Source organism: Tumebacillus avium, from assembly GCF_002162355.1.
GTDB classification, from domain to species: domain Bacteria; phylum Bacillota; class Bacilli; order Tumebacillales; family Tumebacillaceae; genus Tumebacillus_A; species Tumebacillus_A avium.
Genome location: NZ_CP021434.1, coordinates 2,779,760 through 2,806,086, shown reverse-complemented (window position 1 = coordinate 2,806,086; position 26,327 = coordinate 2,779,760). Strand labels below are relative to the sequence as shown.

General features: G+C 55.6%; 27 protein-coding genes and 1 riboswitch. Of the genes, 15 read left to right on the top strand and 12 right to left on the bottom strand.

Going from position 1 to position 26,327, the window contains the following annotated elements; genetic code table 11:
- Positions 1–10: 10 nt before the first annotated feature.
- Complete coding sequence (locus CBW65_RS13410; RefSeq protein ID WP_087457283.1) at positions 11–1,279, bottom strand: HD domain-containing protein; 1,269 nt, start codon at positions 1,277–1,279, stop codon at positions 11–13.
- A 184-nt stretch (positions 1,280–1,463) separates the two neighbouring features.
- Here CBW65_RS13410 and CBW65_RS13405 point away from each other — a divergent pair, with 184 nt between their 5' ends.
- The 3 genes from CBW65_RS13405 to CBW65_RS24260 are packed head-to-tail and all read left to right on the top strand — an operon-like array spanning position 1,464 to position 2,528.
- A complete protein-coding gene (locus CBW65_RS13405) occupies positions 1,464–1,880 on the top strand; it encodes a hypothetical protein (protein WP_087457282.1) in 417 nt (138 codons plus the stop codon).
- A 21-nt stretch (positions 1,881–1,901) separates the two neighbouring features.
- Positions 1,902–2,372, top strand: coding sequence for a thioredoxin-dependent thiol peroxidase (gene bcp / locus CBW65_RS13400; RefSeq protein ID WP_087457281.1), 471 nt, complete (start codon positions 1,902–1,904; stop codon positions 2,370–2,372).
- A gap of 15 nt (positions 2,373–2,387) precedes the next feature.
- The gene (locus CBW65_RS24260; RefSeq protein ID WP_157721939.1) at positions 2,388–2,528 is read left to right on the top strand and encodes a hypothetical protein; all 141 of its coding nucleotides are present in this window, start codon (positions 2,388–2,390) and stop codon (positions 2,526–2,528) included.
- Positions 2,529–2,593: 65 nt separating this feature from the next.
- On the opposite strand, the gene CBW65_RS24590 is transcribed toward CBW65_RS24260, so the two are convergent.
- Complete coding sequence (locus tag CBW65_RS24590; protein WP_198299619.1) at positions 2,594–2,707, bottom strand: FDLD family class I lanthipeptide; 114 nt, start codon at positions 2,705–2,707, stop codon at positions 2,594–2,596.
- Positions 2,708–2,889: 182 nt separating this feature from the next.
- Between CBW65_RS24590 and ytvI (CBW65_RS13395) the strand changes: the two genes are divergently transcribed.
- The 3 genes from ytvI (CBW65_RS13395) to CBW65_RS13385 all read left to right on the top strand — a co-directional run bounded on the left by ytvI (CBW65_RS13395) (position 2,890) and on the right by CBW65_RS13385 (position 5,688).
- Positions 2,890–3,984, top strand: coding sequence for a sporulation integral membrane protein YtvI (gene ytvI, locus CBW65_RS13395; RefSeq protein WP_087457280.1), 1,095 nt, complete (start codon positions 2,890–2,892; stop codon positions 3,982–3,984).
- Between the two features lie 47 nt (positions 3,985–4,031).
- The gene (ytvI, locus tag CBW65_RS13390; protein ID WP_087457279.1) at positions 4,032–5,066 is read left to right on the top strand and encodes a sporulation integral membrane protein YtvI; all 1,035 of its coding nucleotides are present in this window, start codon (positions 4,032–4,034) and stop codon (positions 5,064–5,066) included.
- A gap of 79 nt (positions 5,067–5,145) precedes the next feature.
- Positions 5,146–5,688: a hypothetical protein gene (locus CBW65_RS13385; RefSeq protein WP_087457278.1), complete on the top strand. Its 543-nt coding sequence runs from the start codon at positions 5,146–5,148 to the stop codon at positions 5,686–5,688.
- Between the two features lie 23 nt (positions 5,689–5,711).
- Here the strand turns inward: CBW65_RS13385 and CBW65_RS13380 are convergent, their stop codons facing one another.
- On the bottom strand, positions 5,712–7,034 hold the full coding sequence (locus tag CBW65_RS13380; protein WP_332457841.1) for an MDR family MFS transporter: 1,323 nt from the start codon (positions 7,032–7,034) through the stop codon (positions 5,712–5,714).
- A gap of 27 nt (positions 7,035–7,061) precedes the next feature.
- Between CBW65_RS13380 and CBW65_RS13375 the strand changes: the two genes are divergently transcribed.
- The 4 genes from CBW65_RS13375 to CBW65_RS13360 all read left to right on the top strand — a co-directional run bounded on the left by CBW65_RS13375 (position 7,062) and on the right by CBW65_RS13360 (position 10,215).
- Positions 7,062–7,928: a LysR family transcriptional regulator gene (locus CBW65_RS13375; RefSeq protein WP_087457277.1), complete on the top strand. Its 867-nt coding sequence runs from the start codon at positions 7,062–7,064 to the stop codon at positions 7,926–7,928.
- 211 nt (positions 7,929–8,139) lie between these two features.
- A complete protein-coding gene (locus CBW65_RS13370; RefSeq protein WP_157721938.1) occupies positions 8,140–8,718 on the top strand; it encodes a C39 family peptidase in 579 nt (192 codons plus the stop codon).
- 185 nt (positions 8,719–8,903) lie between these two features.
- Positions 8,904–9,482 carry a C39 family peptidase gene (locus CBW65_RS13365; RefSeq protein ID WP_087457275.1) on the top strand — a complete coding sequence of 193 codons (579 nt, stop codon included), beginning with the start codon at positions 8,904–8,906 and terminating at the stop codon, positions 9,480–9,482.
- A 151-nt stretch (positions 9,483–9,633) separates the two neighbouring features.
- Positions 9,634–10,215: a C39 family peptidase gene (locus tag CBW65_RS13360; RefSeq protein WP_087457274.1), complete on the top strand. Its 582-nt coding sequence runs from the start codon at positions 9,634–9,636 to the stop codon at positions 10,213–10,215.
- Positions 10,216–10,265: 50 nt separating this feature from the next.
- Here CBW65_RS13360 and CBW65_RS13355 read toward each other — a convergent pair whose 3' ends face one another.
- The 7 genes from CBW65_RS13355 to CBW65_RS13325 form a co-directional block, all read right to left on the bottom strand.
- Complete coding sequence (locus tag CBW65_RS13355) at positions 10,266–11,126, bottom strand: 2-oxoacid:ferredoxin oxidoreductase subunit beta (protein ID WP_087457273.1); 861 nt, start codon at positions 11,124–11,126, stop codon at positions 10,266–10,268.
- A 7-nt stretch (positions 11,127–11,133) separates the two neighbouring features.
- Complete coding sequence (locus tag CBW65_RS13350; RefSeq protein WP_087459233.1) at positions 11,134–12,864, bottom strand: 2-oxoacid:acceptor oxidoreductase subunit alpha; 1,731 nt, start codon at positions 12,862–12,864, stop codon at positions 11,134–11,136.
- A 5-nt stretch (positions 12,865–12,869) separates the two neighbouring features.
- Positions 12,870–15,062, bottom strand: coding sequence for a hypothetical protein (locus CBW65_RS13345; RefSeq protein WP_087457272.1), 2,193 nt, complete (start codon positions 15,060–15,062; stop codon positions 12,870–12,872).
- Positions 15,059–16,189 (bottom strand): glycosyltransferase family 4 protein, encoded by a 1,131-nt coding sequence (locus CBW65_RS13340; RefSeq protein ID WP_232463537.1) that lies wholly within the window; start codon positions 16,187–16,189, stop codon positions 15,059–15,061. The genes CBW65_RS13345 and CBW65_RS13340 overlap by 4 nt, the downstream gene beginning before the upstream one ends.
- 117 nt (positions 16,190–16,306) lie before the next feature.
- Complete coding sequence (locus CBW65_RS25105) at positions 16,307–17,203, bottom strand: LysM peptidoglycan-binding domain-containing protein (RefSeq protein WP_087457270.1); 897 nt, start codon at positions 17,201–17,203, stop codon at positions 16,307–16,309.
- A gap of 7 nt (positions 17,204–17,210) precedes the next feature.
- Positions 17,211–17,347, bottom strand: a riboswitch (cyclic di-AMP (ydaO/yuaA leader).
- A 192-nt stretch (positions 17,348–17,539) separates the two neighbouring features.
- On the bottom strand, positions 17,540–18,994 hold the full coding sequence (locus CBW65_RS13330; RefSeq protein ID WP_087457269.1) for an aminotransferase class I/II-fold pyridoxal phosphate-dependent enzyme: 1,455 nt from the start codon (positions 18,992–18,994) through the stop codon (positions 17,540–17,542).
- 178 nt (positions 18,995–19,172) lie between these two features.
- Positions 19,173–19,634, bottom strand: coding sequence for a YwhD family protein (locus CBW65_RS13325; protein ID WP_087457268.1), 462 nt, complete (start codon positions 19,632–19,634; stop codon positions 19,173–19,175).
- Between the two features lie 161 nt (positions 19,635–19,795).
- Here CBW65_RS13325 and CBW65_RS13320 point away from each other — a divergent pair, with 161 nt between their 5' ends.
- Positions 19,796–20,935 carry a hypothetical protein gene (locus CBW65_RS13320; RefSeq protein ID WP_087457267.1) on the top strand — a complete coding sequence of 380 codons (1,140 nt, stop codon included), beginning with the start codon at positions 19,796–19,798 and terminating at the stop codon, positions 20,933–20,935.
- 82 nt (positions 20,936–21,017) lie between these two features.
- On the opposite strand, the gene CBW65_RS13315 is transcribed toward CBW65_RS13320, so the two are convergent.
- Positions 21,018–22,229, bottom strand: a complete 1,212-nt coding sequence (locus tag CBW65_RS13315; protein ID WP_232463322.1) for an MFS transporter — start codon at positions 22,227–22,229, stop codon at positions 21,018–21,020.
- Positions 22,230–22,474: 245 nt separating this feature from the next.
- Between CBW65_RS13315 and CBW65_RS13310 the strand changes: the two genes are divergently transcribed.
- The 4 genes from CBW65_RS13310 (at position 22,475) to CBW65_RS13295 (ending at position 25,524) form a co-directional block, all read left to right on the top strand.
- Entirely contained in the window at positions 22,475–23,650 is a 1,176-nt protein-coding gene (locus tag CBW65_RS13310; protein ID WP_087457266.1) for a helix-turn-helix domain-containing protein, read from the top strand.
- 232 nt (positions 23,651–23,882) lie between these two features.
- Positions 23,883–24,404 carry a hypothetical protein gene (locus tag CBW65_RS13305; protein WP_087457265.1) on the top strand — a complete coding sequence of 174 codons (522 nt, stop codon included), beginning with the start codon at positions 23,883–23,885 and terminating at the stop codon, positions 24,402–24,404.
- 69 nt (positions 24,405–24,473) lie between these two features.
- Entirely contained in the window at positions 24,474–24,899 is a 426-nt protein-coding gene (locus CBW65_RS13300; protein ID WP_087457264.1) for a hypothetical protein, read from the top strand.
- 172 nt (positions 24,900–25,071) lie between these two features.
- On the top strand, positions 25,072–25,524 hold the full coding sequence (locus tag CBW65_RS13295) for a PPC domain-containing protein (RefSeq protein WP_087457263.1): 453 nt from the start codon (positions 25,072–25,074) through the stop codon (positions 25,522–25,524).
- A 63-nt stretch (positions 25,525–25,587) separates the two neighbouring features.
- Here CBW65_RS13295 and CBW65_RS13290 read toward each other — a convergent pair whose 3' ends face one another.
- Entirely contained in the window at positions 25,588–26,325 is a 738-nt protein-coding gene (locus CBW65_RS13290) for a cyanophycinase (RefSeq protein ID WP_157721937.1), read from the bottom strand.
- Positions 26,326–26,327 lie beyond the last annotated feature (2 nt).

Genomic DNA, 26,327 nt, shown 5'->3' with positions numbered 1-26,327 from the left:
TCCCCTCTCTCTAATCCCTCAGCGCATCCAGCCAGCCGCGGATCGGCTTGTATTTTCCTTCGCCGCGCAGCACTTCTTTCGGGCAGAAGATGCGGAATTTCGATTCCGGCTGCAAGGAGCGCACCAGGCCGGAGTATTTGGAGATGTCATCCAGCAGGCGGCCGCTCTCCTCGACCAGTTTGATGCCTTGTTTGTACATGTGGTAGCCGCCCGTCGTCGCCGTCTGGAACGACAGGTAATAGTCCGGATTCAAGCCGTTGGCGCGGAACATCTCACGGATCGTCTGCCGTTCGACCTCTTTCAGCTCCCGCGTATCGACCGAGCCAAACAGGCGGCGGTTGACAAAGCGGTCGGACAGATCGCGCAGGATCGGGTCTTCGGCGCGGGTCCAGCGCTGCAAGGTGTAGTTCATCACGCCTTCGTCGAGCTCCAGATATTCGGCCACCGAGATCTCGTCGGCCTTGCGGGACAGAAACGGCTTTAATTCATCGACCAAATAGACGGCATCGCCGCGATCCCACAGCTTTTTCACGCGGGACACCACATGGCGCAGCAGCACGTCGCTGCCGACGGTGACCGGGTGCAGGTAGACTTGCGAATACATAAAGTAGCGGGCGAGGATGTACTGCTCAACCGTCTTCATGCCCGACTTTTTCACTACCACGTCGTTGCCTTCCGGGCGCATGACGCGGATCAGCCGCTCCAGTTCAAACGTTCCGTACGTGACGCCGGTGTTCAGCGCGTCGCGGAGCAGATAGTCCATGCGGTCGACGTCGAGCTGGGACGAGATCAGTTTGACGACCAGCGGGAACTTGTCCTTTTTGGCGATCACATCAGCCACGTCCTGCGGGAAGTCTTCATCGACCCGCATTAAAATCCGGCTGACTTCCGGGTCTTCGATCAGGATGCGCTGCGTCCATGTCTCGTGGTGGAACTGAAACACGCTTTCCACCGTATGCGAAAACGGGCCGTGCCCGATGTCGTGCAGGAGGGCAGCGCACAGCGCCAGCAGCCGCATGCGGTCATCGCTTGGCCAGCCGAAGTTGCGGTCAAAATGGGACAGCACCTTGCGCATCGTCTCATAGGTGCCCAGCGAATGCGTAAAACGGCTGTGTTCGGCTCCGTGATAAGTCAAAAACGAGGTGCCGAGCTGCTTGACGCGGCGCAGGCGCTGAAAGGCGCGCGTGTTGATCAGATCCCAAATCAGGCGGTCTTGCACATAGATGTAGTCATGCACCGGATCTTTGAACACTTTTTCTTTATCGACCCATTCGATCATAAAATCCTCCCGTAGCTCTTGTGCCGTATGTGGAAAGAATATCATAAGTCTTTGGAAATCACATAATCTAAAGGTAGTCTTTTCCGATAGTCTTTTCCGAGAGGCATGGTTTTTTTCACCAAACTTTTCTATAATGAAATTTGACTTACCCAAACTACTTCCGTTCAAAGGGGTCCTAAGAACGATGAATAAACATGACCGACTGATCTACCTGTTTGACCGACTGAACCAAGAACAGCAGCAAGACCTGCTCAACCTGATGGAAACTTGGAACGGCATGCCCCGTCCGGCGGAAGGCACCGGGGAGACCACGCTCAATCCGGCGCTCGAAGAGACGCTGGGCCGCGAGTGGATGTGCCTGAACGCTTTGAAGAAAGTGGTGGCGACCCACTTCCTGCCGCGCGTGGAGCTCGGCTATGTCGCGTTCCACCCGTACCTTGATTCGGTCTCCAACGCCAAGACGCGTCAGGCGGCGGAGAAGATGTACACGCTGGAAGCGGCGTATGAGCTGAAGCGCATTATGGAAGCGGAGCCCGACTCCGACCTGCTCCAAGGCGACGTGGCCGATATGCTGCACGGGCTGCTTCATCAAGAGCGGTAATTTAGGACTGGAGGAGTTATCATGGCAGAGATCACAACCGGCGCCCTTGCACCCGACTTCACGCTCCCGGCGAGCAACGGCGAACCTGTAAAACTGAGCGACCTGCGCGGCAAAAATGTCGTGCTGTACTTCTATCCAAAGGATATGACGCCAGGGTGTACGACCCAGGCTTGCGATTTCCGCGATGCGCACGAGTTATTTGAAGCGTCCGACACGGTGATCGTCGGCGTTTCGCCCGACCCGGTCAAGCGCCACCTGAAGTTTATTGAAAAAGAAAGCCTGCCCTTCCTGCTGCTCGCCGACGAGAACCACGAAGTGAGCGAGCTGTACGGCGTCTGGAAAGAAAAAAGCATGTACGGCAAAAAGTTCTGGGGCATCGAGCGCACCACCTTCTTGATCGACAAGGAAGGTAACATCGCCAAGGTCTACCCGAAAGTAAAAGTCAAAGGCCACATCGAATCCGTGCTGGCCGACGCCAAAGCACTGGCATAAAAAGGAGGAATCTCGTTGAAAGCCGACAAGATCCTCGCCTACATCAAAGTCGCGAGCTTAGTGGTGATTGCAGCCTCACTGTGGAGCATTGCAGGCTACATGGACAACCTGATCGAGGCACTCGCGAACATTTCGCAAAACATCGCGTATAAGTAAGCGAGACGCGCCAAATACTTGGCATAAAAAAAGACCCCGTTGCGTAAACGGGGTCTTTTTTATGCTTATTGGATGGTCAGGCACTCATACCCGGTGGAAATCGGGATGCCAGTTCCATCGGGCGTCACCACTTCTGCGGATGTCACTTGCAGGTCGAGGTCGAACATGTTTTTTTCCATTGTCAATTCCTCCCTATAAAAGTAATTAAATCTTCTTATGGCACTAATATGCCATAAATAGATTTGAAAATCAACTGATTTATTGAATGTTCAGAAATCGTTCCCGGCCTTGTCATGGCATGGGACTTCGATTTTTGGTATCCTTTACCTAAAGAGATTTTCTAAAGAAGAGGAGCGGATCTATGCTTTCATTTGTGATGAAACACCGCTTCGCCCTGATCAATCTGGCGCTGTGGTTCGTGTTTGGCTGGCTGGTCTGGGCGGGGCTGCGGTTTGCATTGCCGTTTTTCCTGCCGCTGGTGTTTGGTCTGCTGATCGCCGTGCTGATCGAACCGGCGGTGAAGCTGTTGATCAAGTTGAAGTTCCCGCGCTGGGTCGCCGCGTTTACCACGCTGATCTTATTTTTCGGCGGCGGTGCGGCGCTGTTGCTGCTGCTCGCCGCCAAGCTGATGATCGAGCTGGCCCAGTTCTCGGAACGCGTGCCCGGCATGGCGCGCGGGCTGGTCGGCAAAGGCGAGGAACTGCTCCATCAGGCGGTCGCCTTCTACACCACGCTGTCCCCCGAGATGAGCGAAAAGGTGCGCGACAACCTCGCCAAGCTCGGCACCGTGCTTGGCAACATCGGCAAAGGCATCTCGGAAAACGTCCTGCACTGGATCGGACAAGTCCCCAGCGCCGTGACGATCTTCCTCTTGTCGCTGCTGATCGCTTATTTTCTCTCCAAAGACTTCCCGCTCTGGCAGCGCCGCTTTTTCCGTCTCGTCAATCCGAGCGTCCGCGAAAAAGGCGACGTCGTCCTCGACGACCTCGGCAAAGCCACGTTCGGCTATGTCCGCGCCCAGGCGATCCTCATCTTCATCACGTTCTGCCAGGTGCTGATCGGGCTGTTGATCCTGGGCGTCGACTACGCCTTCTCCCTTTCGCTGCTGGCCGCGTTTCTCGACATCCTGCCCCTGCTTGGCACAGGGTCGCTGTTCGTGCCGTGGGCGATCTATATGTTCATCACCGGCAACGTCAAGCTTGGCATCGGGCTGCTCATCGTCTACGGGCTGATCGTCGCCGTCCGCCAACTGCTCGAACCGAAGATTCTCGCCTCGTCGATCGGCCTCGACCCGCTGGTCACGCTGGTCGTCATGTATGCCGGGTATCAGGCGATCGGATTCGTCGGTGTGCTGCTTGCGCCGTTTTTGATCATCGCCTTTACGTCGCTGCTCAAAGTGCGGGCGTTCGACTTCCTTGTCGATGATGATTTTTCGGACAAGAACAAAAAAGAATAGCCATATAGTGATAGAGAGAGACACGCACCTGAGAAAGGGAGACCGCGATGAATCCTTACCTGAAAGCTCTCTGGATCCTGCTTTTGGTCGTCGCAGGGTATTTCATCCTGCCGCACAGCGTGCCGATCGTGCTCGCTTTGGTCACCGCCATCATCTTGGAACCGGTCGTGAAGATCATCCAGCGCGGGCTGCGGCTGAAGCGCATCTACGCGGTGATCTTGGCGTTTACCAGCTTCCTGCTGGTCTTTGGCGGACTGTTGTTTTTCATCACAACACGCATCGTCATCGAAGTGGTCGAACTGTCGCAGTGGCTGCCCCGCGTGGTGATTGACATGGCCGACCCGGTGCGCGAATGGGCGGCTGAGATGCAGGCGTATTTCGCCACGCTGCCGCCTTCTTCCGCGCAGAACCTGCAGACCACGCTGAACAAGACGTTCGCTTCCTTAAACGACCTGACGATCAACCTGCTCAACGGGCTGGTCGGGCTGATCTCCTCGCTGCCGAACCTGATGGTCGTCACCGTCGTGTACATCGTCGCCTTGTTCCTGTTTTCGCTCGACTTGCCGGCGCTGGCGAAAAAGTTCCTCGAACTGTTCACCGAAGACACCCAGCCGAAAGTCCGCCTCGTGCTGGAGAATCTCAACCGGGCGATCATCGGCTTTTTGCAGGCGCAGATCTTGATCTCTTTTCTGACCTACGACCTTGTGCTGATCGGGCTGTGGATCCTCGGGGTCAAATACGCGCTTGCCGTCGCCTTGATCATCGTCATCGTCGACGTGCTGCCAGTGCTGGGCACCGGAGCGGTGATCGTGCCGTGGGCCGGCTACGCGTTTGTCACCGGGAACAACACGCTTGGCATCGGGCTCTTCATCCTCTATGTCGTGATCATCGTCTTCCGCCGCATCATCGAGCCGAAGATCCTCGGCAATTCGCTGGGCATCTCGGCGCTCGCCACGCTGATCTCGATGTACCTCGGCTTTATGGTGCTTGGTTTTGTCGGGCTGGTCGTGGGCCCGGCTCTGGTCATCTTGTACCAGGCGTTTCGCGATGCCGGATTCTTTAAGATCCGCATCGGGCTTTAAGCAATCTCTAAGCGGGCGTTCGCTTGCTCTTCCCCCGTCTGATATGATAACTTGGACAAAGGGAAGGAGCAGATAACCTATGAAAAAAGCACTGTCTACACTTCTGATCACCGCGCTGTGCGTCTCGGCACTGACCGGCTGCGGCGACAAACAAACCGAAGAAAACAAGGCAACGAACGATAAACCGCAAGCGACCACGCCCGACCTCAACGGCAGCCAAGGCAATCAGGGCAGCCCGCAAAGCGGCGACACCAACACCGGCGCGACCGGCGAAGGAGTGCCCGAGTCGACCGAAGCGTCGCACAAGGAGATCAAGGAAGCGTTTGGCCTGACTTCCTTCAAGATGATCTCTCCGCTGCACTTGAGCGCCATCGCGCTTGGCAAGTTCGAACTGGGCATCGACGAGCCGCACCGCATGGCGCTGGCGACGGCGATCTCGGCAGCGATGGCCGACATCAATTGGCAGCAGGACGACCTCCCACCGGGCATTTTCCTGAGCGGCGACGCTTCCGAATTCGCCATCGGCGCCAAGCGCAAAAACGGCGACCTCGTCCTCGACCGCTACAAGCTGGAAGGCGAACAGTGGAAAAAGACGGGCTCGGAAACGAAACAAGGCAAGTAAAAACACAAACAAAAACACCCTCTCTACAGAGAGGGTGTTTTTTGCTGCTGCTGTCCAAACAAATTGCCCGCCCGGCGCTGGCCGAGCCAGTAAAACAGCGTGCCGACCTGCGCCACCAGCGCCGCCCCGAGGAACAACGCTTCTGCTCCCGCCCCGACCAGCACGGTGCCGCCAAGCCATGGGCCAATCGACGTGCCGAAGTATTTGAAGCTCTGCGTGCCAAAATACGTTCCGCGCATCCCCTCCGGCGCCAGGCGGTCGAGCAGGATGCTCCCCGCCGGGAAACACAGCACTTCCCCGATCGTAAACACCGCCATCGCCGCAATCATGCCGGCCCAGCTGTCGGCGATGGCAAATCCAACAAAACCGGCGGCGTAAAACAGGTTGCCGATCCAGATCGTCTGCAGCGGCGTCCGTTTTTCCGCCCACGAGGACAAGGGCAACTGCAGCAACACGACGACCGCCGCATTGACCGTCAGCAGCACCCCAAACAGCGTGATGCCTCCTTGCAGCCCGCCGACGTGCTGCGAAAGGTTGGTTGTGATCTGCGAATAGCAGAGCGTGCCCATGATGCTGCCCAGGATAAACATCAGCAGGGCTTTATCTCCCCAGACCGTCCGTGCCGCCTTGCGGAACGTGACTTCTTCCTTGCCCGCACCCTGCAGTTGGGAGATGTCAAAGCGGGCGAACATCCCTTGCATGATGAACGCATAGATGAGGTAAACGCCGCCGGTGATCAGAAATGCGGCCGCGCCGGCCGACATGCCAAGCAGCGCGCCGATGATCGGTCCGATCGCCCAGCCGAGGTTGTTATACGTATAGCGCAGCGTAAACACTCGGTATCGCTGCTCCGGCCGGGTCAGGTCGCTGAGCAGCGCCTGTCCGACCGGTTCATAAAACGCGCGGCTTAAGCCTTGCAAGGCGGTGAGCAGCAGGAACATCCAGAACTCGGTGGCAAATGCATAACAGCTGAAGACCAGCGCCCACAAGTACAGCGCCGTCATCATGATCCGCTTGCGCCCGAAACGGTCGGACAGCGTGCCGCCAATAAAACCTCCGATCATCTCGCAAAACATGCCAAGTCCGATCGTCGCCCCGATCAAGACCGGGCTGAGCGACAATTCTCGCGCCAGATACAGCGACAGAAACGGCATGCTCATGCCGGAAGCAAACCGCGCCATACAGGTGCCGAGCAATATCGAATGCACGATCGGATGATAAGCGCGAAAATAAGCTGTAATACGATGCATGATGATTCCCTCCCGTTGACTTTCCCTCTTGTTTTGTATCGTACTCCACTTTTTAGGTGCTGTGTTATAGAATACTGATAAGGAGTGATTCAAAATTTCGATAAGTAAAGGTGATCCTGTCCCGTGAATCTTGAGAATCTTGAAATGTTTCTGATGATCGCCCGCTTTGGCTCGATCAACAAGGCGGCCGAAACGCTGTTTTTAGCGCAGTCGACCGTCACGCACCGTTTGAAACAGTTAGAAAAGCAGCTCAATGTCAGCTTGTTTGTCCGCACCGCCAACGGCGTCACGCTGACACCCGAAGGCCGGAGCTTCGTCCCGGTCGCCACCGGCATCGTCGAGCAGATCCGCTCTTTTACCCAGGACACCTCGGCGCGCAAACCGCTGACCATCGCCGCCGGCAAAGCGTTTGCTTCCTACGAGTTGCCCCGGCTGCTCGGCGAATACCGCAAAAACCACCCCGACCTGCGCTGCTATGTCAAATCGACGCTGTATGAAGAATCGATCACCGCGCTGTTGACCGGGATGGCCGACCTGGCGGTGCTCGGCAGCGAAGTCTATCATCCGCAGCTGTTGCAGCTCGACCTGCCCAGCGACCGGATCGTGCTGATCGTCTCGTCCGAGCATCGCTGGGGCCGCACATTCAGCGGATTTGCCGACTGGGGCGCGCAGGAGATGATCATGTTTGGCGATTCCTCCGCACCGTTTCGCCAGCGTGTCGACCGCTTTTTGCTGGAACGCGGCGTGTTCCCGAATGTGATCATGGAACTGGACTCCTTCAGCGCCGTCAAACAGATGGTGATCCAAAATCTCGGCGTTGCGATGCTCCCGGAACGGGTGATCCGCGAAGAAACAGCAGCCGGATTGCTTACGGCTCACGATATCGCCGAAGGGGCTTTGGCCCGTCCGACGCTGATCGCCTATCCGAAACACAAAGCAAAAGATGAGGACTTCCAACAATTTTTGACCTGGATCGTCGAACATTATTAGATGAAACCGCTCACTTGGGCGGTTTTTGTATTTTATATAATAAAACTAAATATTTATATAAAATTATCAAATTGTATCCAGTGTAACTTTTTCTATTATGAAAATCTAGTAAAATATAATCGTATTTATTGACAGCAATCTAGCATTCATGATACTCTCCAATTAAGAGATGAACTCACTATATAACTATTTTTTTGGAGGTTAAATGAAAATGTTCAAGAAAATGATTACTTCGATCGCGTTGTCTGCTGCTGTTATGACCGCAACTGTTGTTACCCCGGCGCTGGTGGCTCCGCAAACGGCGGAAGCTGCTTTCTCCGCACCGCTGTTCAAGCAATACTCCTCCCCGTGGGGCGATGACCTGATGGGCGGCGGCAATACCATGTCCGAGTCCGGCTGCACCGTCACTTCTGTCGCGATGGCGCTGCGTCACAAAGGCATCACCGTATCCGGCCTCGCTGCTGATCCGGGCAACCTGAACTCCTGGCTGAAATCGAACGGCGGCTACTCCGGCAACTTGCTCGTTTGGGGCGCGGTTCCGAAGCTGTCCTCCCGCATCACCTTCCAAGGCCGTTACACGTCCGGCACTTCGATCGCAGCTTCCACCCTGCGCACCTACCTCGATGCAGGCAACAAGGCGATCATCGCAAACGTTCGCTCCGGCGGCCACTGGGTACTGCTGACCGGCCACAACGGCGGCACCGTATTTAACGTCAACGATCCGGGCTACTCCCAAACCACTTACAACTACTCCGACATCGTCGGCTACGGCGTTTACACCATCAACTAATTCCAGCTTCAACCAGTATAAGGCGGGCTTCTTCGGAAGCTCGCCTTATTTTATATTTGTCACATAATATAACAATATTATGTTTACATATTTTATTTTTCTCTTATTGACTAGGATTATTCATTCATGATAGTCTATCAGCGGAACGTTCCAAAATCATATTTTTCTTTAGGAGGTTCATAATTATGTTTAAAAAATTGATCACATCTATCGCATTGTCTGCCGCTGTTATGACTGCTGCTGTTGTCACTCCGGCGCTGGTAGCTCCGCAAACGGCGGAAGCTTCCTTCTCCGCGCCGCTGTTCAAGCAATACTCCTCCCCGTGGGGCGATGACCTGATGGGCGGCGGTGACACGATGTCCGAATCCGGCTGCACCGTCACCTCTGTGGCGATGGCGCTTCGCCACAAAGGCATCCTCGTTAGCGGCGCATCTGCCGACCCGGGCAACCTGAACTCCTGGCTGAAATCGAACGGCGGCTACTCCGGCAACCTGCTCGTGTGGGGCGCAGTTCCGAAACTGTCCTCCCGCATCTCCTTCCAAGGCCGTTACTACGGCGGCACGTCGGTAGCTGCTTCCACCCTGCGCTCCTACCTCGACGCAGGCAACAAAGCGGTCATCGCGCAAGTCCGCTCCGGCTCGCACTGGGTGCTCCTGACCGGCCACAACGGCGGCACCACGTTCTACGTGAACGACCCGGGCTACAGCACCACGTCGTACTCCTACTCCTCGATCACCGGCTACGGCATCTACACCATCAACTAAGTGTCGCCATTGGCCGAAGAGAGCGGGCTTCTGTGGAAGTACGCTCTCTTTTATTTTTTTACATATTATTTATTGACTCGCATTATTAATTCGTGATAGTCTATCAACAGAAACCATTAAAAATATAATTCCAATTAGGAGGTAACTACCTATGTTTAAAAAGTTGATCACTTCCCTGGCATTGTCGGCAGCGGTTCTGACCGCAACGGTTGTCACGCCGGGCCTCGTAGCTCCGCAGACAGCAGAAGCTGCCTTTAACGCACCGATGTTTAAGCAATATGAATCCCCGTGGGGCGACAACCTGATGGGCGGAGGCGCAACGCTGGCTCAAGCAGGCTGCACCGTGACTTCCGTCGCGATGGCGCTGCGTCACAAAGGCATCCAGATCGCAGGCGATCCGGCACAACCGGGCCGTCTGAACACCTGGCTGAAAAACCACGGCGGCTACTCCGGCAACCTGCTGGTGTGGGGCGCACTGGAGAACCTGAACAACCGCATCTCTTTCCAAGGCCGCTACTACGGCTATGATTCGATCGCAGCTTCTACCCTGCGCACCTACCTGAACAACGGCAACAAGGCGATCATCGGCCAAGTTCGCGGCGGCTCGCACTGGGTGCTCTTGACCGGCCACAACGGCGGCACCACGTTCTACGTGAACGATCCGAACTACTCGACCGGTTCCTACTCCTACTCTTCCTTCACCGGCTACGGCGTTTACACCATCACCAACTAATACACAGCAAAAAGACCACCCTCACGGGTGGTCTTTTTCTGCGTAACGACTTAACGGCGGAACTGGTTGAGCAGCGAAGACATCTGCTCATGCGACAGCTCCAGTTTTTCACGGACGGTGCCATGCTCAGTCGCGCCGAGCACCACTTCGTGGAACGCCGGGCGGTCTTCTTTGTAGATGATCCCGGTGCAGACGCCTTCCGCTTCGTGCACGCGGCGCATCGCTTCGTATTTGTCGGAGCGGTCATAGTCCATCTCGTCAAAATTGACGATGTGCTCTTTGAACCACTCATACGTGTTGACGCGGTTGAACGTCACGCACGGCGAGAAGATGTTGACCAGCGAGAAGCCTTTGTGCTGCATCGCTTCGACCAAAATGTTGGTCATCTGCTTCAAGTCGCCGGAGAACGCCTGCGCCACAAACGAAGCGCCTGCGGTCATCGCCAGTTCCAGCGGCTTGACCGGCTCTTCGGCCACGCCGGCCGGAGTGGTTTTCGTCTTGAAGCCTTTTTTCGATGTCGGCGAAGACTGGCCGGTGGTCAAGCCGTAGATGTGGTTGTCCATGACCACATAGGTGATGTCGACATTGCGGCGGCAGGCGTGGATGAAATGCCCCATGCCGATCCCGTAGCCGTCACCGTCGCCGCCCGCTGCGATGACGGTCAGCTCCTGGTTGGCCATCTTGATGCCTTGCGCCGTCGGGAGCGAACGCCCGTGCAGCGTGTGGAACCCGTAAGAGCCAAAGTGCTGCGAGATCTTGCCCGAGCAGCCGATGCCCGATACGCAGCAGACGTCTTCCGGCTCCAGACCCATTTTGACACATGCCTGCTGCAGGGATGCCAGCACGGTGAAGTCGCCGCAGCCCGGGCACCAGGTCGCTTTCTCATACCTGAAATCTGCTAAAGTCGCCATTGTTCGCTCACCCCTTCACATAGGAAACAATTTCGCCTACGGTAAACGGATTGCCGTTGTATTTCTTCAAGGTTTCCGTCTTGTCATGGAAGCCGATCTCGCGCTGGATCAGCCCGGTCAACTGGCCGGTATAGTTGTGGTCGATGATCACGACGCGCTTCGCCGACTCGATGCGCGATCTGACCGCATCTTTCGGGAACGGCATCATGCAGCGCAACTGCAGATGGCCGACCGACTGGCCTTCCATCGTTTTCACCGCTTCGGAGATCTGCGCTTTGGTCGAGCCAAAGCCGATGATCAGCACATCCGGCGCATCCGGGCCGGTGTATTCCACACCCCACTCGTTCACTTCACGCTCCAGCGGCGCCATCTTGCCAAAGCGCTTGTTCATCTGCGCCTCGCGCATCGGCACATCTTCGATCTCCAGGCCGGTCTCTTCATGCTCGTTGGTCAAAGCGCAGTAACGGCCGTTTTTCATGCCCGGGAACGAGCGCGGCGAGATGCCGGAATCGGTGATCGCATAGCGTTTAAAAGCGCCTTTTTCCAACTGATCAAGCGTCTCTTGCGACACAATTTCGCCGCGGTCGACCGCAAAGCGGGTCACGTCGATGTCCGACAAAGTCATCTTGTTCATGCCGATGAACAGGTCGCTCAGCACGATGACCACGCACTGGTATTTCTCCGCGATGTTGAACGCGTTAAACGTCTGGTAGTAGCAGTCTTCGATCGACGTCGGCGCCAGCACGACGCGCGGAATCTCGCCGTGCGAGCCCCAGAGCGCGCCGTTCAAGTCGGACTGCTCCGGCTTGGTCGGCAGGCCGGTCGACGGACCGCCGCGCTGCACGTCGACGATGACGAGCGGCGTCTCGGAGATCCCCGCCATGCCGATCGCTTCCATCATCAGCGAGAGGCCGGGGCCGGAGGTCGAGGTCATCGAGCGCACGCCCGCATAGTTCGCGCCGATCGCCATGATGCAGGCTGCGATCTCATCTTCCGCCTGCAGCACTTTACCGCCAAAATCTTTCATGTTGCCGAGCAGCCAATACATGATCTCCGTCGCCGGGGTGATCGGATAAGCGGCGAGGATGCGGCAGCCGGCAGCCAAAGCGCCAACGCCGGTCGTCTCGTTGCCGGTCATCAACAGGCGCGGGGAGGCCGGTTTGGTCGCCGGCGGCACGGGACGGCGCACATCGGGATAGTTTTCTTTGACATAGTCGTAGCCTTTGTTAAACGCGGTCTTGTTCAGCTCGACCAGCTCCGCGCCTTTTTTGCCAAACTGCGATTCGATCTGCTCGTAGAAATTCTCCGGGTCGATATCGAGCACATAGCAGGAAGCGCCGGCTGCGACCATGTTTTTGATGATCACGTTGCCGAGGTCTTTCGCCATCTGCGACATCGGCACCGAGCAGACTTTCAAGTCGGTGCGCTTCGCTTGGCCTTCGAATTTCGCGTCATGCAGGATGATGCCGCCCTCGATCAGCTCGTATTCGTTTTCGTCGATCGTCGTTTGGTCAAACGCGATCAAAATATCGAGCGTGTCGCCATGATAGTCGACTTGCTCCACGTTGTTCGCTCTGATTTTGTAGTTGGTGTGGCCGCCTTTGACCAGCGACATGAAGTGGCGGTATGCGAATATGTAATACCCCATCCGGGTGAGAACGGTCGACAAAATCTCGCCTGTCGAGTCGATCCCTTCGCCTTGAGCTCCGCCCACTTTCCAGGTGAATTCGTTCGTCATGTATGTCACCTCGTAGTCCATTCTTGTGGAGCCTGTTCAGTCGGTAGTATGTCCAAATTCTGTTCCCTAATGCTCAGCAGCGGCACCACTGCAAAAAGCAGGATGATCGCCGCCGCCACCACGCCGGAGTCATTAACCAGAAAAGCCGCCCCGGCCGTGACGAGCTGCGTCTTGAAGTTGTGCAGCAAAAAGGGCGTCCGTCTGCCGCGAATGCGCCACACGAGCAAGGTGGCAATGAACAGCAGCAACAGCTTGCCCCATGCCGAGACGCGCAGCAGGTGCAGGTTGAGCTCGACCTTGCGCTCGAGGATTTGCCAGACTTCGCCGAAGTTGCCGCCGATGACGAGCGCCGTCGCCCGCCCGATGTGCGTCTGTTCGCCGCCAAAGTTCAAAGCGAACAACAGCGCCAGTCCAAACACCGCCCCGCCGCCGATCCACAGCCAGTTCTTCAAAGTCATCCGCACGTTGCAGACCTGCAAAAACGCATACGACCCGCCGATCGCCGCCGCCATCGCGCCACCCGCATTGGTGCCAAACGACGGTGCAGCGAACAGGCAGACGATCGCGAAAAAGAGCAGCAAGGTGCCCCACTTCCCTTTGCCCGGATAGAGCGCAAGCAAGGCGTTGAGCAGGAGCAGCGCGGCACCGAGCAGCAGGCCCATGTACTCATTGCCGATGCCGTAGTAGCGCGCGCCGACCACCGGGTCGTAGGAGAACACCGATTCTTTCATCAGCGGCGCACCGAGCAGCATGTCCCCAAGCAGCGTGGCGACGGTCAGCCCGGCCAGCACGCCAAAGCGCTGCAAAGGCTGGCGGATCAGTTGCAGTCCGCCCCACGCTCCGATCGCGAGCAGTGCCGTGTACATCGTGATCTCCTGCCCGGTCTGCGGATTCAGGAGCGGCACGTACAGCCAGACCAAAGGGAAGATCAGCAAGAGCTCCGCCAGCGGGGTGACATAGCGCAGCCAGGCTTGGCGAAAGATCGTGCCGAACAAGATCAAGGCCGCCGCCCCGATCCAGATGTTCAGCCACGGGCGGACGAGCAGGCGGCGCATGCCGCTGGGCAGAAGCATATTGTCCACGATGCTGTCGAGCTGTGTTTGGGCATCGACCGACTCCTGCACCGGTTGCGCGGTGACCGGCTGTCCGAGGAACGAATAGTCCTTCGGGTCGCCGCCCAGCGCCTGCACAAAAGTCGGCGCCAGGTCATAGTTGGCGATCAGTCCCTCCCGCTTGGTCGTCCCCGACGTGAGCAGGCTGCCGGGCGGAATCCCCCCGCCCGCGAGGATCACCGGGGACAGTGTAGGCGCGACGGGCAGCGGGTTGTTGTCGGGCGAGACTACGGCGAGCAGCAGATCGGGGCCGACCTGCGGCAAGAGATCGCCGATCAGCCCGTCCGCTTCCTCGATCGCCTGCCGGTATGCGCGTTCCGCCTGCTCATGGGTCATCAGGTCGCGCATCGCATGCACCCGTCCGGCATCGCCCGTCTCCAGCACGATCAGGTCGGCGTCACTTTGGACTTTCAAAAACTGTTCGTGCAGGGCTTTGTAATCGGTCCGCACCCCAAACGGACGCGTCCCGTCGGCGATCAAGACGTTGTGCAGCGACCCTTTGTCCACGCTGCCTGTGCTGTCCATCGCGATCAAGGCGGCCGGGCGATGCGCCTGTGTGCCGTGGTCGGTGTTGCCAAGCACCGCCGTCTTGCCGCCGAGATCATGCACCGCATCGCCGAGCTGTCCCGGCAAAAGCGTGTAGTTCGCGTTTTGCGCGGCCGCTCTGATCTGCGGAATCTGCGGCACGACCAGTTCCCCCTGCGGCTCGTAGCCGAAATGGCGGAGGTACAGCTCACGGCCCGTCACGGGGCGCTGCTCTTCCCGCACCTGCTCCTGAAGACCGTAGGCGCGGACGAACTCGAGCGGCGCACTCGCTTTCGATCCGGCCCCGATCGTCAGGTAGGTGTTCACATCGTTTTTCCTGCCCAGCGTGTTGTGATTCATCACGCCAACCGCCCCGATCTGCTGCAGGCGGGTCAGGTTGGGGGTCGCCGACGCGGACATCGCGCCTTGCCAAAGCCCGTCGATGACGACGATCACCACTTTTTTGTCGGGCTTGCGGGGTTGGTCAGGGGCGGCGCTGACCGTGCCCGGCAGCAGCAGCGAACACAACAGCAGTAGCATCAAGATCACGTTTCGTTTCATAAAAAGACCCCTTGGCGTTTGGCGATCACCGAGCGGTATTCGCGCAGGGTTGCCTCGATCATCGCCGTTCTGGTGAAATGCTCTTCCGCCCGGCGCTGCCCGGCCTGACCGAGCCGGATGCGCCAGTCCGCTTTTTGCAAGAGCAGTTGCAGCGCGTCGGCCAGCGCCACCGCTTCCTGCGGCGGCACGAGCAGCCCGGTCCGGCCGTGCACGACCACTTCCGGGAGCCCGCCGACGTCGCTGGCGATCACCGGACACCCGGCGAGCATCGCTTCGATCGGCACGAGGCCCAAGCCCTCGGCATGTGAAGGCTGGACGACGATATCAAGCCCCGAGAGCAGACGCCGCGCCTGCGGAACTTCGCCCAAAAAGCGCACCCGCGCCGGGCCGATCTTCCCTGCCTGCCGCTGATAGTCGGACAGGAGCGGGCCGTCGCCGATCAGCACCAGTTCCGCGTCCACGCCGCGGGCAAGCAGGATCGTGAACGCTTCGAGCAGCGTCGAGAACCCTTTTTCCGCGACCATCCGACCGATCGCGCCGATGATCAGGCGGTCGCTGTCCTCGCAGCCGAGGATCTGCCGGGCATGCTCGCGGGGGAGCAGGGCGGCATGATCGACGCCGTTGTGAATCGTCACCGCCCGCCATGGCGGGATGCCGTGGCGCGCCACCACGTCCTGTTCGAGGCGGCGCGACACGGCGATCACGCGGTCGGTCTCAGGAGCCAGCCTGCGCTCCAGCGTGTTCAGCACGCGCTTGACCAGCCCGCCGCGCGGCAACACTTGATTATGTACGGTATACACGCAGGGCGGCGGAGTTGGCAGGCTGCGCAAGGCGATGCGGCCGACAAGACCGGCTTTGGCCCCGTGCAGATGCACGAGATCGAAAGGCTGATCGCGCAGCAGCTTGACCAGTTGGCGCACCGCGAGCATGTCTTTCATCGGACTGACGCTGTCGATGATCTCCAGCGGCACGCTGCTCACCCCTTGCAGCTCCCGTTCCCCGCGCATCTCCTGCGGGCAAGCGACCGTCACGGTAAGCCCGACTTCCCGCAACCCATGTATCAAATCCAGCACATGCCGGCGCATGCCGCCCTGCATCGGGCGCACCACCTGCAGCACGCGAAACATCTCCACACACGGTCACCTCTTTCCTCATCTATCCATCGTTGCCATTTTGAAAAACAAAAAAACCACCTGCCGGATTGGCAAGTGGTTCTTTTGTGTGCTGGCATGTGTGGTTGCCTGTTATTTCAGGATATAAAGCTTCACGTCTTGCAGGCCGAACTGGCGGAGCTGCGCTTGGGTGCCGTCGATGTAAATGTCGATGCGGTTGCCCTTGATCGCGCCGCCGGTGTCTTCAGCGGTCGCTACGAAGCCGCCCGCCGGAAGCAGCGGGGAGTTGTAGCCGGTCACGAAAACTTTGGAGCCGAGCGGAACCACTTTCGGGTCCACTGCGATCACGCCTTCACGCACTTTGGTGCCGGTGAAGGTGTGGCCGCCCCATTGCCACATGATGTTGCCCGGGCCGTAAGCGGTCGCGTCCATGTTCAGGGTCTTGGTGTACGCCATGCCTGCCACGGTCGGCACAGCCGGCTTCGGCGCCGGTGCCGGTTTGGCAACCGGAGCTGGTGCCGGAGTCGGAGCCACACGGGTCGGAACAACCGGCTGTTTCATCGGTTGCAGCGCCTGGCGGTTGGCCGCTTTTTCTTCGGTCTGCGGAGCCGGAGTTGCTGCGACCGGAGTTGCCGCTTTGTAGAAGCCGTTGGTGCCGGACGGAATGAGCATGGTCTTGCCTGCGATCAGCTGATCATTTTCCATGCCGTTGAGGTTTTTGATCTCCGTTGCGGTGGTGCCGTATTTGTTGGCGAGGTACGCCAGTTGGTCACCTTTCATCACTTTGTACGGGAAGACGATATGCAGCTTTTGGCCGGCATAGATCGTATCGGACGCCAGATGGTTGGCCGTCTTCCACGCCGCTGCGGACGTGCCGTAGCTGGCTGCCAGCTTGGACAGCGTTTGGCCCGGCTGCACGACGATCGGATCGGTGAGGCCTGCTGCCTCGACATTTACTTGCGAAACGGTCAGGACGCTTGCTGCAACGAGTGCTGCACAAGCCCATTTTTTCAGGTTGAATTTCTTCATTGTTTAGCACTCTCCTTCTAAAAGCCGCCGGAGTTAGCTGACGGGTTCGGGCTGAAGGATGCCCGCTCGCACGAGTTCGCGAGTTCACCCCAGGTGTGGTTCCTCCGTTCCTCATCAGATTTGAGGATTAGGCTTGTCATGTGGTCGAGTGCTAGAATAACGCAGATCATGCATGAGTTTCACTAGTCGATAGCTGGAAACCAACTGGAAGAATCTCCGCGACCTGTGCTCATCCTGCACGGGGACAGGGATCACAGCAGGTCGTTGTGCACAACTAGAAAAAGTTCCCTTCCGAAGAAGGGAACTTTTTTCTTGACTGCAAGGTCTATTTATGATCTATTTCAACACTTTGATGAATTCGATGTTCGGGTCATCCGGGCCTTGCACCGGGAGTCCTGCTTTGACGTTTTCATCGATGTACTCGATGTTGTCCTGCGTGATCACTTCGCCCGGCATGATGATCGGGATGCCCGGCGGGTAGACCATGACCGATTCTGCCATGATCCGTCCGGCCGCCTCTTTGAGCGGCACCACTTCCGTCTGTTTATTGTAGAAAGCGTCGCGCGGCGAGACGGCAAGCAACGGCATCGACGGGATGCGCACTTGCGGCAGGTCTTTCTTCTCTTGCACGCCAAAACGCTTCGAGATCTCGCGCAGGGCGTGGATCAGCGAGCCCAGCGTGTCCTCCGTGTCGCCAAAGGTGACGATGCAGAGGATGTTGTACAGGTCGGACATTTCGACTTCGATGTTGAAATCGGTGCGGAGAATCTTCTCCACTTCCCAGCCGGTGACGCCAAGCTCCTTGACGGAGATGTTCAGCTTCAGCGGGTCGTGAGCGAAAGTCGCCGACGTTTTCAAAATCTCGTCGCCGAAGCAGAACATGCCCGGAATCTCTTCATTAATGATCTTGCGGGCGTTGCGGGCGAGGCGGAGCACCTTTTCGATCAGTTCCTGCCCGTATACCGCAAGATTCTTGCGGGCGACGTCGAGCGACGCGAGCAGCAGGTAGGAGGTCGACGTGGTGTGCAGCATCGACAGCACCGCCTGCACGTGCGCCGGGGAGACAAATCCTTCGCGGACGTTCAGCACCGAGCTTTGCGTCATCGAGCCGCCGAGCTTGTGCACCGAAGTCGCCGCCATGTCCGCGCCGGCCTGCATCGCCGAGAGCGGCAGGTCATCGTGGAATTTGAACAGCACGCCGTGCGCTTCGTCGACGACAACCGGAACGCCGCGCTCATGGCAGAGTTCGACGATCGTCTTCAGGTCACAAGAGACGCCGAAGTAAGTCGGGTTGATCAGCAGGACGCCTTTCGCGTCCGGATGCGCGTCGAGCGTGACGCGGACGGTGTCAACAGAGATGCCGTGCATGATGCCGATCTCCGCGTCCACTTCCGGATGCATAAACACCGGATGTGCGCCGGAGAGGATGATCGCCGCCATGATCGACTTGTGCGCGTTGCGCGGCACGAGGATCTTCTCGCCGGGACCGACAACCGACATGATCATCGTCATGATCGCGCCGGAGGTGCCTTGGACGGAGAAGAACGTGTGGTCCGCGCCAAAAGCGCGGGCAGCCAGTTCCTGGGCTTCTTTGATGATGCCTTTCGGTGAATGCAGGTCGTCCAAGGGTGCGATGTTGATCAAATCTATGGACAAAGCGTTCGGGCCGATGAAATCGCTGAATTCACTCGGCATGCCAAAGCCTTTTTTGTGTGCAGGTATGTGGAACTGAATCGGGTTCCGGCTCGCGTGCTCGACGAGCTTCGTGAACAGAGGAGTTTGGTTTTGCATCGCGTTCAATTCCTTTCATGGAGAGCATAACGAAAACATAACGAATGCAATTATAGCACTCTTCATTCTGTATGAGAAACAAATTTTTTGGATAAGTATGCTGTTGGGTTTCACATCTTATTGTGGTCGTTTTCCCAAGCAAAAAACCCACCAAAAAGGTGGGTTTTGCAAAGGTCGTTTACACCAGTTCCGCCTTGACTTCCTCCGGGGTGTTCTCCCAGAGATCGGCACGTAATTGCTGGAGGAAACCGGCGAGTTTCACGCGCTGTTCCGAGGACAGGTTAGACACGTCGACACGGCCTTTGACCGCGCGGTCCATCTGATTGACCAGCGGCCCCATCGCCTTGTAGCCGATGCCATGTTCGAAGTCGATCAGCAGTTCCGCCGAAGCGATGCCGCTAAAGCCGCGTCCGCTTTCGTAGGTTTTCAAGGTCACCCACACGACAGCAACCTTCTCCCCGTGCGGCACATCCTCCGCCGAGCGTGCTGCGCGGAAGTCGATGCCCCGCTCCAGGCGGCTCTTCCCGTGAATCGCCCCTTGGTCTACAAAAATCTCGTCGCCGTGGATCATAACAGCCGACAAGTTCGCCAACTCATCTGGCGTGCTGTGTTTATCGCGTCCGGTCAGGTTCAGTTCCATTGGTGATCATCCTTCCTTTGAAATCTCTCTGTTAATTGTATCTTTTATCACTCGAAAAAACCATCGGGTCATTCTTTCATACATAAAATAATTAGTGTATTGTGTTACCTAATCGAGATTTTGTCTATTATAAGTTTAGAGTATCTCGAGGAGGAGAAGAAATGAAGGAAATTATCAAAGTCCAACCCGAATTTAAACCTTACCAAATATACAGGTCTAGTGACAAAAGTATTTTTGAGTTTACCGAGTTATCTGAGCTTTCTTATGATATTTCTCAACAACTTTTATTTAAGTACCCCAAAGAAGAATTAGAACAACTAAAGCTGGCACCTGTAATACCAAAGAGAGAAAACCTCTCCTTTAGTTTATCTGATATTACTCAACTTTCAATGTCTAAAGAGCCTAATTGCTGTTGGTTAACTTTTGAAAAATACGCTGATAAATGTCAAATTCCTTTAGAAGAGATACAGCAATCAGCAGCAGCAGGTAAACTAGGTCATGTTGGTAAGCATCCTAAAACAGATGAGGAGATAATCATTTGGCCTCCTGAAAAACAAGAACTCCCCCTATCCGACCTCCCAGGTTATGGAAGATCTAGCTTTTCTGTTGAAGTGACTGCAGATGCCTACACTACTCTTGATTTGGATCCATTAGACATGGACAATTTCGAGCAAGTTCAAAAAACATACTTAACACTCGCCCACTCGCTCGGTAAACCCGATGAAGTAAAAAATCGAGCAAAAGAAATCCTATACCAGGGTAGCTTTTTATTACAGTGGACCATTTTTGAAGTTTACCTTAGGAGTACAATTCAAGAACTAATCAAACTCCATCCAACCAAGATAGCTTCCAGCAACAAAGGAAAGAGCAATTTGAGCTATCAGGATTTATTAGACATGAGCGATAATTTGACATCGATTGATGCTGTCAAGGAAAAACTTATTCAACGTGAAATTGAACGTCTACAATCTGGTGGCGCATCGGTTCATGGTTTAATAAACTTCCTAAAAAGCGAATTCAAATTTAACAAGGACCCCTACGTTGCTTGGTATCAATTCAAGGGGGAGCGCCACAATACCCATTTCAATTTCCTTATTGAATTAAAAGAAGTTCGAAATGCGTTGATGCATGACGGTGGTACACCTGATGAAAAGTTCTTCACTGACTTTCCAGATGTTCCAAGAAGAGGGATGCAAATTCTTATCAATGAAGATTATTACTCAAGGGCAAGACTAGGGTTAAATGCGATTGCATATCAAATTGCTTTCTCGATTGAAAGACAGGATTACAACGCAGATTAAAACGTTGAGTCATTCAGTTGGCTGAATGACTTTTTCCTATCATTTTCTTTCCTTCTTTACGATAATTCCGATCTAATACCAGTCAGCAGCGATCGATTGACTCCACTACTTTCATCCGCACCCAGATCATGTTCAGCAGGTACAGCACGCAGGTCAGCCCGAGCATCACACGGATGCCGAAGTAAGCGGAACCCAAGCCGCCCAAGAGCGGACCTGCGAAAGAGCCTAAGAGCATCGCCGACGCGGAGAAGCCATAGACCTTGCCACGGTGCTCCTTTGGCGCGAGGCGGCCGACGAGGGCGTTTGCAGTCGGCATGATGCCGCCGATGAAGAGTCCTAGGCCAAAACGCGCGGCGATAAACACCCAGACATTGGGAGCAAGCGCTTGCGGGAGGTACATCAGAGCAGCGCCTGTCATGCAGATCGTCAGCACTTTGCGATACCCGATCTTATCACTTCGCTTCCCGAGGAACGGCGATGCGATCAGATCGGCCAGCCCGGTCGCTGCCGTTGCGAAACCGGCGATGATGCCGAGATACTCCAGTCCGGTGAGTTCCTTCATATAGACAGGCAGTACCGGCAGCACGCTCATCACCGAAAACTGCGCCAGGAACAGCACGACAAACATCGTGCGCACGCCTTTCATCTCTTTCACGGCGCGGAACTGCTCAAGGATGCTGCCCTTTTTCTTCGCATCCTTCGCAGGCGGCTCAAAACGCTCTTTCACAAAGATCAACGTTACAAAAAAGGCGATCAGCGCAAATCCGCCAGTCAGGAAAAAGGCAATTCGGTAGCTGTGCATCAGATCGACCATCACCCCGCCCACCAGCGGCCCGATCAGAGTGCCGAACATCCCCGCCGATGCTAGCCAACCCAGAGCATAGCCAAGACGATCCTCCGGGATCACCGTCGCCACCAAGGCGTTGGCCGAAGCGGTAAAGCCGCTGAAGATCCCTTGGATCGTGCGGGTGATCAGCAGATGCCAGACATTCTGCGCCAAACCCATCAGGAACATGAAAATTGAAATCGCAAACGTCGTCCGCATCACCATCAGCTTCCGCCCTTTGCGGTCGCCGATCGAGCCCCACATCGGTGACACGATCGCCGCCAGCAAAAAGTTGCACGACGAGATGATCCCCGCCCAGATCGCCACCTTGCCCCAATCTTCCACGCCCAGCTCATTTATGTATAAAGCCAAAAAAGGTCCGCTCGACGTGAACGCCATCATCATGATGCACTGCACCGCCGCCATCACCCATAAGGTGCGCTTCCAAGACGACCCTTCCTGCTCCATGACGCTTCACTTCCCCTCTACTATCATGTCGTCATTCTATCAAAAAGTTTGACTGTTGTTATTCATCAAATATTCTTTCGAACTTACAATTTGTTCATTTGTATAAAAATCAAACTATCTCTTAACCCGAGATCACCTTAAAAAGATATACAGTAACTGAATATATCGTTATAATTGAAAAAGATAGGCAATTGACACTCTGCTTACAATTATGATTACGAATTCTCCAATGGAGGAATGATTCTATGTCAACTCTTGATAATAAGGTTTCATTAGAACCAAACCGAGTTCCTCTGGGAAGACGAATTTCAGAGATACTGGCCGAAAAAGGCGGTGCGTTCAGCATTCGTGCTTTTGCGGATCGTATTGGAATGAATCGCGAAACCTTACGCATTATGGTGAACGGGGCGAGACGAATCGCCCCATCAGATCTTGAGATAATAGCGGAAGGTCTTGGCCTTTCAGTTGAAAGAATCAAACAGACGGATACGGTAAGAAAAGAGCACCAACTACATGCACTGTTGCAGGGGAAAACACAAACGAAAATGATGTTGATTCAGGCAAGCGAGATCGCTGACGAACTCCTCCACCTTTCAATTGGAGCGACTGAACGCGGGTTTGGTCTGAACAACGTTGGCCGAGTACAATATTTGCAGCAAAAATACGAAGAAGCGCACCAAACCTGGCTACACGCTCATGAGCTGGCCAAAAACATATATGAACAATACTCCGACAGCCACCTGCTCCATCTTGTAACAGCCAACTTGATGCTGACCTATATTATCCGAAAAGATTTCAGCAACATCGAGGGAATGCTTGAAGTCGCCGATTCAGTTTTCGCAGAGCAGCCTCGTGCAATAGGTTTGGTTCACTACACAAGAATGAAAATGTTTGAAGCACGCGGAAATCTTGAACTTGCAAAGAAACACGCCTATCTCTCACTGGAACATTACCAGTTGGCATTCGATCAAGAGCAAACAGGTATCGCATTGGTGAATTGCGCTCACTTCGAATATGTCCTGAAAAGGTATCAAGAAGCTGCCAAACTGCTTCCACAAGCCATCGGACTTTTACAACACTACAAGTACTATCGGATTTTTGCAGTGAATGAGTATGCAAAGACCTTGATCAAACTTCGGGCTCACGAGACTGCCAACAAAATGGTCGAAGAGCATCTGGAGTCGTCGAAAGAATATCCAGATTTATATGGGAAACTCCTGATTGCATATTCCTTTTCTAAAGACGATCCCAAATATGCTCATTCTGTTACCAACAACACAACCTTTAGCTTGGAGGTTCGTTTTCTCGCCTGCAAGTATCTCATGCGTTACTACAGCTCGATTGATGACGCTGATTCATTGATGAAGTATTATAAAATGGGGAGAATGTTTTCTGAAATTGATTCAGACTTTTTCGATTAGGAGGGATGTTAATGAAGAGACGTTTTGCTGTATTGTTTGCAGTCCTAACATTAGGCTTGGCTTTCTCCATTGGAACCACTCAAAACGCATCACACGTTGCGGACACGCTCCCTGTATTCCCGTTAGGTATTGTTGCTCAATAGTAAGAATCGACCCTCGTCTTGTGACGAGGGCTATTTTGTGTTGAAACCAAATTCCCCCATCCGGAGTCTTTCTTTCAGGAGGGATGAACATGAAACTGCTCTGGAAGCCTTCGCTGTTCCTGATCTGCCTGTTTGGGCTCTTTCTTCTGCTCAACTTCACACTTAAACCTGCGACCCCGCCTGTGACCGGGGATACCGGTGTGCCTTCCGATCTGGAGGCGCAGCAATTTATTGAGGATCATCAACTGCTCGCCACTGTCAGGAATCGTAAGGCCGTTCCGATTCGCTTTGTTCCTTACGGCCCCGCCTACCTATTGGTGACAGGGACAGACAGCAATGGCGAGGACAAAGCGGTCTGGCTGGTCCGTGACCTGTCGACCAAACAGGTAAAACTTATCGCCTCCGTGCTGCTCAAAGAAGGCGTCTCCGAATACGCGATTCGCGAAAAAGTCACTCCGCTTGCGCCACCTGGCACCGCGCCGCTGATCTCGCTTGCCCCGATCAACCTCCCGCAATTTCCCGAAGAACGTTTCGGCTGGCACGTGACTTTTGCCAACGATGAGACGATGATCCTTAGTTTTAAAACCGGCGAGAGACTGACCGGAAAATGATTGACCTACTTGCTAGATTCATTTATTATTTAAACATGAAATAAATGCAATAACGGGAGGCTAATAAAAATGAATCTGCGCAAAAAAACACTGCTCACCATCGCCATGACCGCAGTCCTCGCCACCGGTGCACAAACGGCACTGGCAGCGAGCACCGAACTGGAAGCGAGCAACGGTTCGGGCGCCAATGACACCTACGCCACCGCGGAAGGGTACAGCATTGGCGACAGCGTGACCGGCTACATCGGCACCTACACCGATGCTGACGTCTTCACATTCACCGCTCAAAATTCCTTGTACGCTGAGCTGTACATCGAAACGGCCGGCAACTACAGCTTCACCGTCACCAACAAGGCGACCGGCGAACATTACTCCGATGACGGCACCGGGCTGATCGACATGCCGCTGACCTACGGCGAAACCTATTATGTGCGCGTATTTGGCCTCAATGACAAAGGCAAAGAATATCGCCTCTCTTCCTTCCATTATTTCTAAAAGCGACACGACGACCGCTCTGTGCGGTCGTCTTCTTTTATATCGACCTATTAAAAGTAAACCACATCATTAAAATGTAACCTTGACTCATCACACAATAATTTGTAAAATTAAATTACAACTATGATTTTCACATAAAAATAATCCTACTAGAGAAAGGGAGTCTATCCAAATGAAACTGATGAAAAAGGCACTCGTCGGCATCACGGCAGCAGCTGTTTTGACCGTTGGCGGCGGCACTGCGCTGGCTGCAACGTACTGGGAGGCTGAACCGAACACAGTAAGCGGCATGAACGATGCACAAACGATCGCAGAAGGGGTGTTCGTCAACGACGACATCTTCGGCTTCATCGCGAACCCGTCCGACCGCGACTTCTACCGTTTTGTTGCACCGGCAAAAGGCGCGGCTCGCGTCGTGCTCGACAAGATCCCGGTTGGTTCCGACTATATTCTTCGCGTCTGGGACCCGGTAACCTCCACTTGGCTGGCCGCTCCGCAACCGGGCAACAACCCGGAATTCGTCTCGCTCAACCTCGTAGCCGGACAAGTCTACTATATGTTTGTCAGCAGCCAAAACGGCTCGTTCAACCCGCAAGCGCCGTACCACCTGCGCGCTTACTTGTAAGTTCCACGAGACGACCGCCCCAAGCGGTCGTCTCTTCTTTACCTGCACGACTACCTTCATCTCTTACAGCTCGATGACGTCTCCGCTTGAATATCGCTTCACGCCTCCTCCATCTCCTGCTTCAGCGACCACCACCTGATTCCGCCCGCGCACCGTCCCTTGCTCTCCGCTGACGATCAGCGCCGTATCCTCATCGATTCCGTACACCCGCTGCCACCCTGTTTCCTGCGCCATGTGCAACATCCGCGCCAGCCGCTCCCGTTCGCTGAAATGCGAATCGAGCAGCCCATACGGGAACAAGCCCAGCCCGCCGCGCGGATTCCAGGTCACGTCTTCCGGCCCTGCGCCGCTCGTCACCATCGGGCCGGCCGACTGCACCACCGCACCCGCCGATGTGCCGGCGACCAGAGCGCCTTTTTCAAAAGCGGAGCGGATCACAGCCATCGCCAAGCTGTCCGTGTGATCGGGATTCAGCAGGCACTCCACGATCTTCGACTGATCGCCCCCGCCCAGAAAGAACGCCGTCCGCGTGCGCAACAACTCCAGCAGCGCCGGATCGTCCCGCCGCCCGATCTGCCCTGCATGCAGCGGAACCCACTCCGCCTCCAGCGCACCGTACCGTTCTGCAAACAGCTCCCGGTAGTACGCCCCGTTCGCTTCCGCATCCTCCGGCTCGGACGCAGCCGTAATGATGCCGATCTTCGCCCGTCCCACGCCCCCGGCCAGCTCTATGATCTTGCCGTACACCTCGGCATTGTCCTCGCGCAGCGCGCCGCCTGCCAGCACCAAGTTTCCCCGCATAA

Coding starts and splice junctions, on each gene's coding strand:
- CBW65_RS13410 (WP_087457283.1), bottom strand. CDS start 1,279: ATGATCGAATGGGTCGATAAAGAAAAAGTGTTCAAAGATCCGGTGCAT.
- CBW65_RS13405 (WP_087457282.1), top strand. CDS start 1,464: ATGAATAAACATGACCGACTGATCTACCTGTTTGACCGACTGAACCAA.
- bcp (WP_087457281.1), top strand. CDS start 1,902: ATGGCAGAGATCACAACCGGCGCCCTTGCACCCGACTTCACGCTCCCG.
- CBW65_RS24590 (WP_198299619.1), bottom strand. CDS start 2,707: ATGGAAAAAAACATGTTCGACCTCGACCTGCAAGTGACATCCGCAGAA.
- ytvI (WP_087457280.1), top strand. CDS start 2,890: ATGCTTTCATTTGTGATGAAACACCGCTTCGCCCTGATCAATCTGGCG.
- ytvI (WP_087457279.1), top strand. CDS start 4,032: ATGAATCCTTACCTGAAAGCTCTCTGGATCCTGCTTTTGGTCGTCGCA.
- CBW65_RS13385 (WP_087457278.1), top strand. CDS start 5,146: ATGAAAAAAGCACTGTCTACACTTCTGATCACCGCGCTGTGCGTCTCG.
- CBW65_RS13370 (WP_157721938.1), top strand. CDS start 8,140: ATGTTCAAGAAAATGATTACTTCGATCGCGTTGTCTGCTGCTGTTATG.
- CBW65_RS13365 (WP_087457275.1), top strand. CDS start 8,904: ATGTTTAAAAAATTGATCACATCTATCGCATTGTCTGCCGCTGTTATG.
- CBW65_RS13360 (WP_087457274.1), top strand. CDS start 9,634: ATGTTTAAAAAGTTGATCACTTCCCTGGCATTGTCGGCAGCGGTTCTG.
- CBW65_RS13355 (WP_087457273.1), bottom strand. CDS start 11,126: ATGGCGACTTTAGCAGATTTCAGGTATGAGAAAGCGACCTGGTGCCCG.
- CBW65_RS13350 (WP_087459233.1), bottom strand. CDS start 12,864: ATGACGAACGAATTCACCTGGAAAGTGGGCGGAGCTCAAGGCGAAGGG.
- CBW65_RS13345 (WP_087457272.1), bottom strand. CDS start 15,062: ATGAAACGAAACGTGATCTTGATGCTACTGCTGTTGTGTTCGCTGCTG.
- CBW65_RS13340 (WP_232463537.1), bottom strand. CDS start 16,189: ATGTTTCGCGTGCTGCAGGTGGTGCGCCCGATGCAGGGCGGCATGCGC.
- CBW65_RS25105 (WP_087457270.1), bottom strand. CDS start 17,203: ATGAAGAAATTCAACCTGAAAAAATGGGCTTGTGCAGCACTCGTTGCA.
- CBW65_RS13330 (WP_087457269.1), bottom strand. CDS start 18,994: ATGCAAAACCAAACTCCTCTGTTCACGAAGCTCGTCGAGCACGCGAGC.
- CBW65_RS13325 (WP_087457268.1), bottom strand. CDS start 19,634: ATGGAACTGAACCTGACCGGACGCGATAAACACAGCACGCCAGATGAG.
- CBW65_RS13320 (WP_087457267.1), top strand. CDS start 19,796: ATGAAGGAAATTATCAAAGTCCAACCCGAATTTAAACCTTACCAAATA.
- CBW65_RS13315 (WP_232463322.1), bottom strand. CDS start 22,229: ATGGAGCAGGAAGGGTCGTCTTGGAAGCGCACCTTATGGGTGATGGCG.
- CBW65_RS13310 (WP_087457266.1), top strand. CDS start 22,475: ATGTCAACTCTTGATAATAAGGTTTCATTAGAACCAAACCGAGTTCCT.
- CBW65_RS13305 (WP_087457265.1), top strand. CDS start 23,883: ATGAAACTGCTCTGGAAGCCTTCGCTGTTCCTGATCTGCCTGTTTGGG.
- CBW65_RS13300 (WP_087457264.1), top strand. CDS start 24,474: ATGAATCTGCGCAAAAAAACACTGCTCACCATCGCCATGACCGCAGTC.
- CBW65_RS13295 (WP_087457263.1), top strand. CDS start 25,072: ATGAAACTGATGAAAAAGGCACTCGTCGGCATCACGGCAGCAGCTGTT.
- CBW65_RS13290 (WP_157721937.1), bottom strand. CDS start 26,325: ATGCGGGGAAACTTGGTGCTGGCAGGCGGCGCGCTGCGCGAGGACAAT.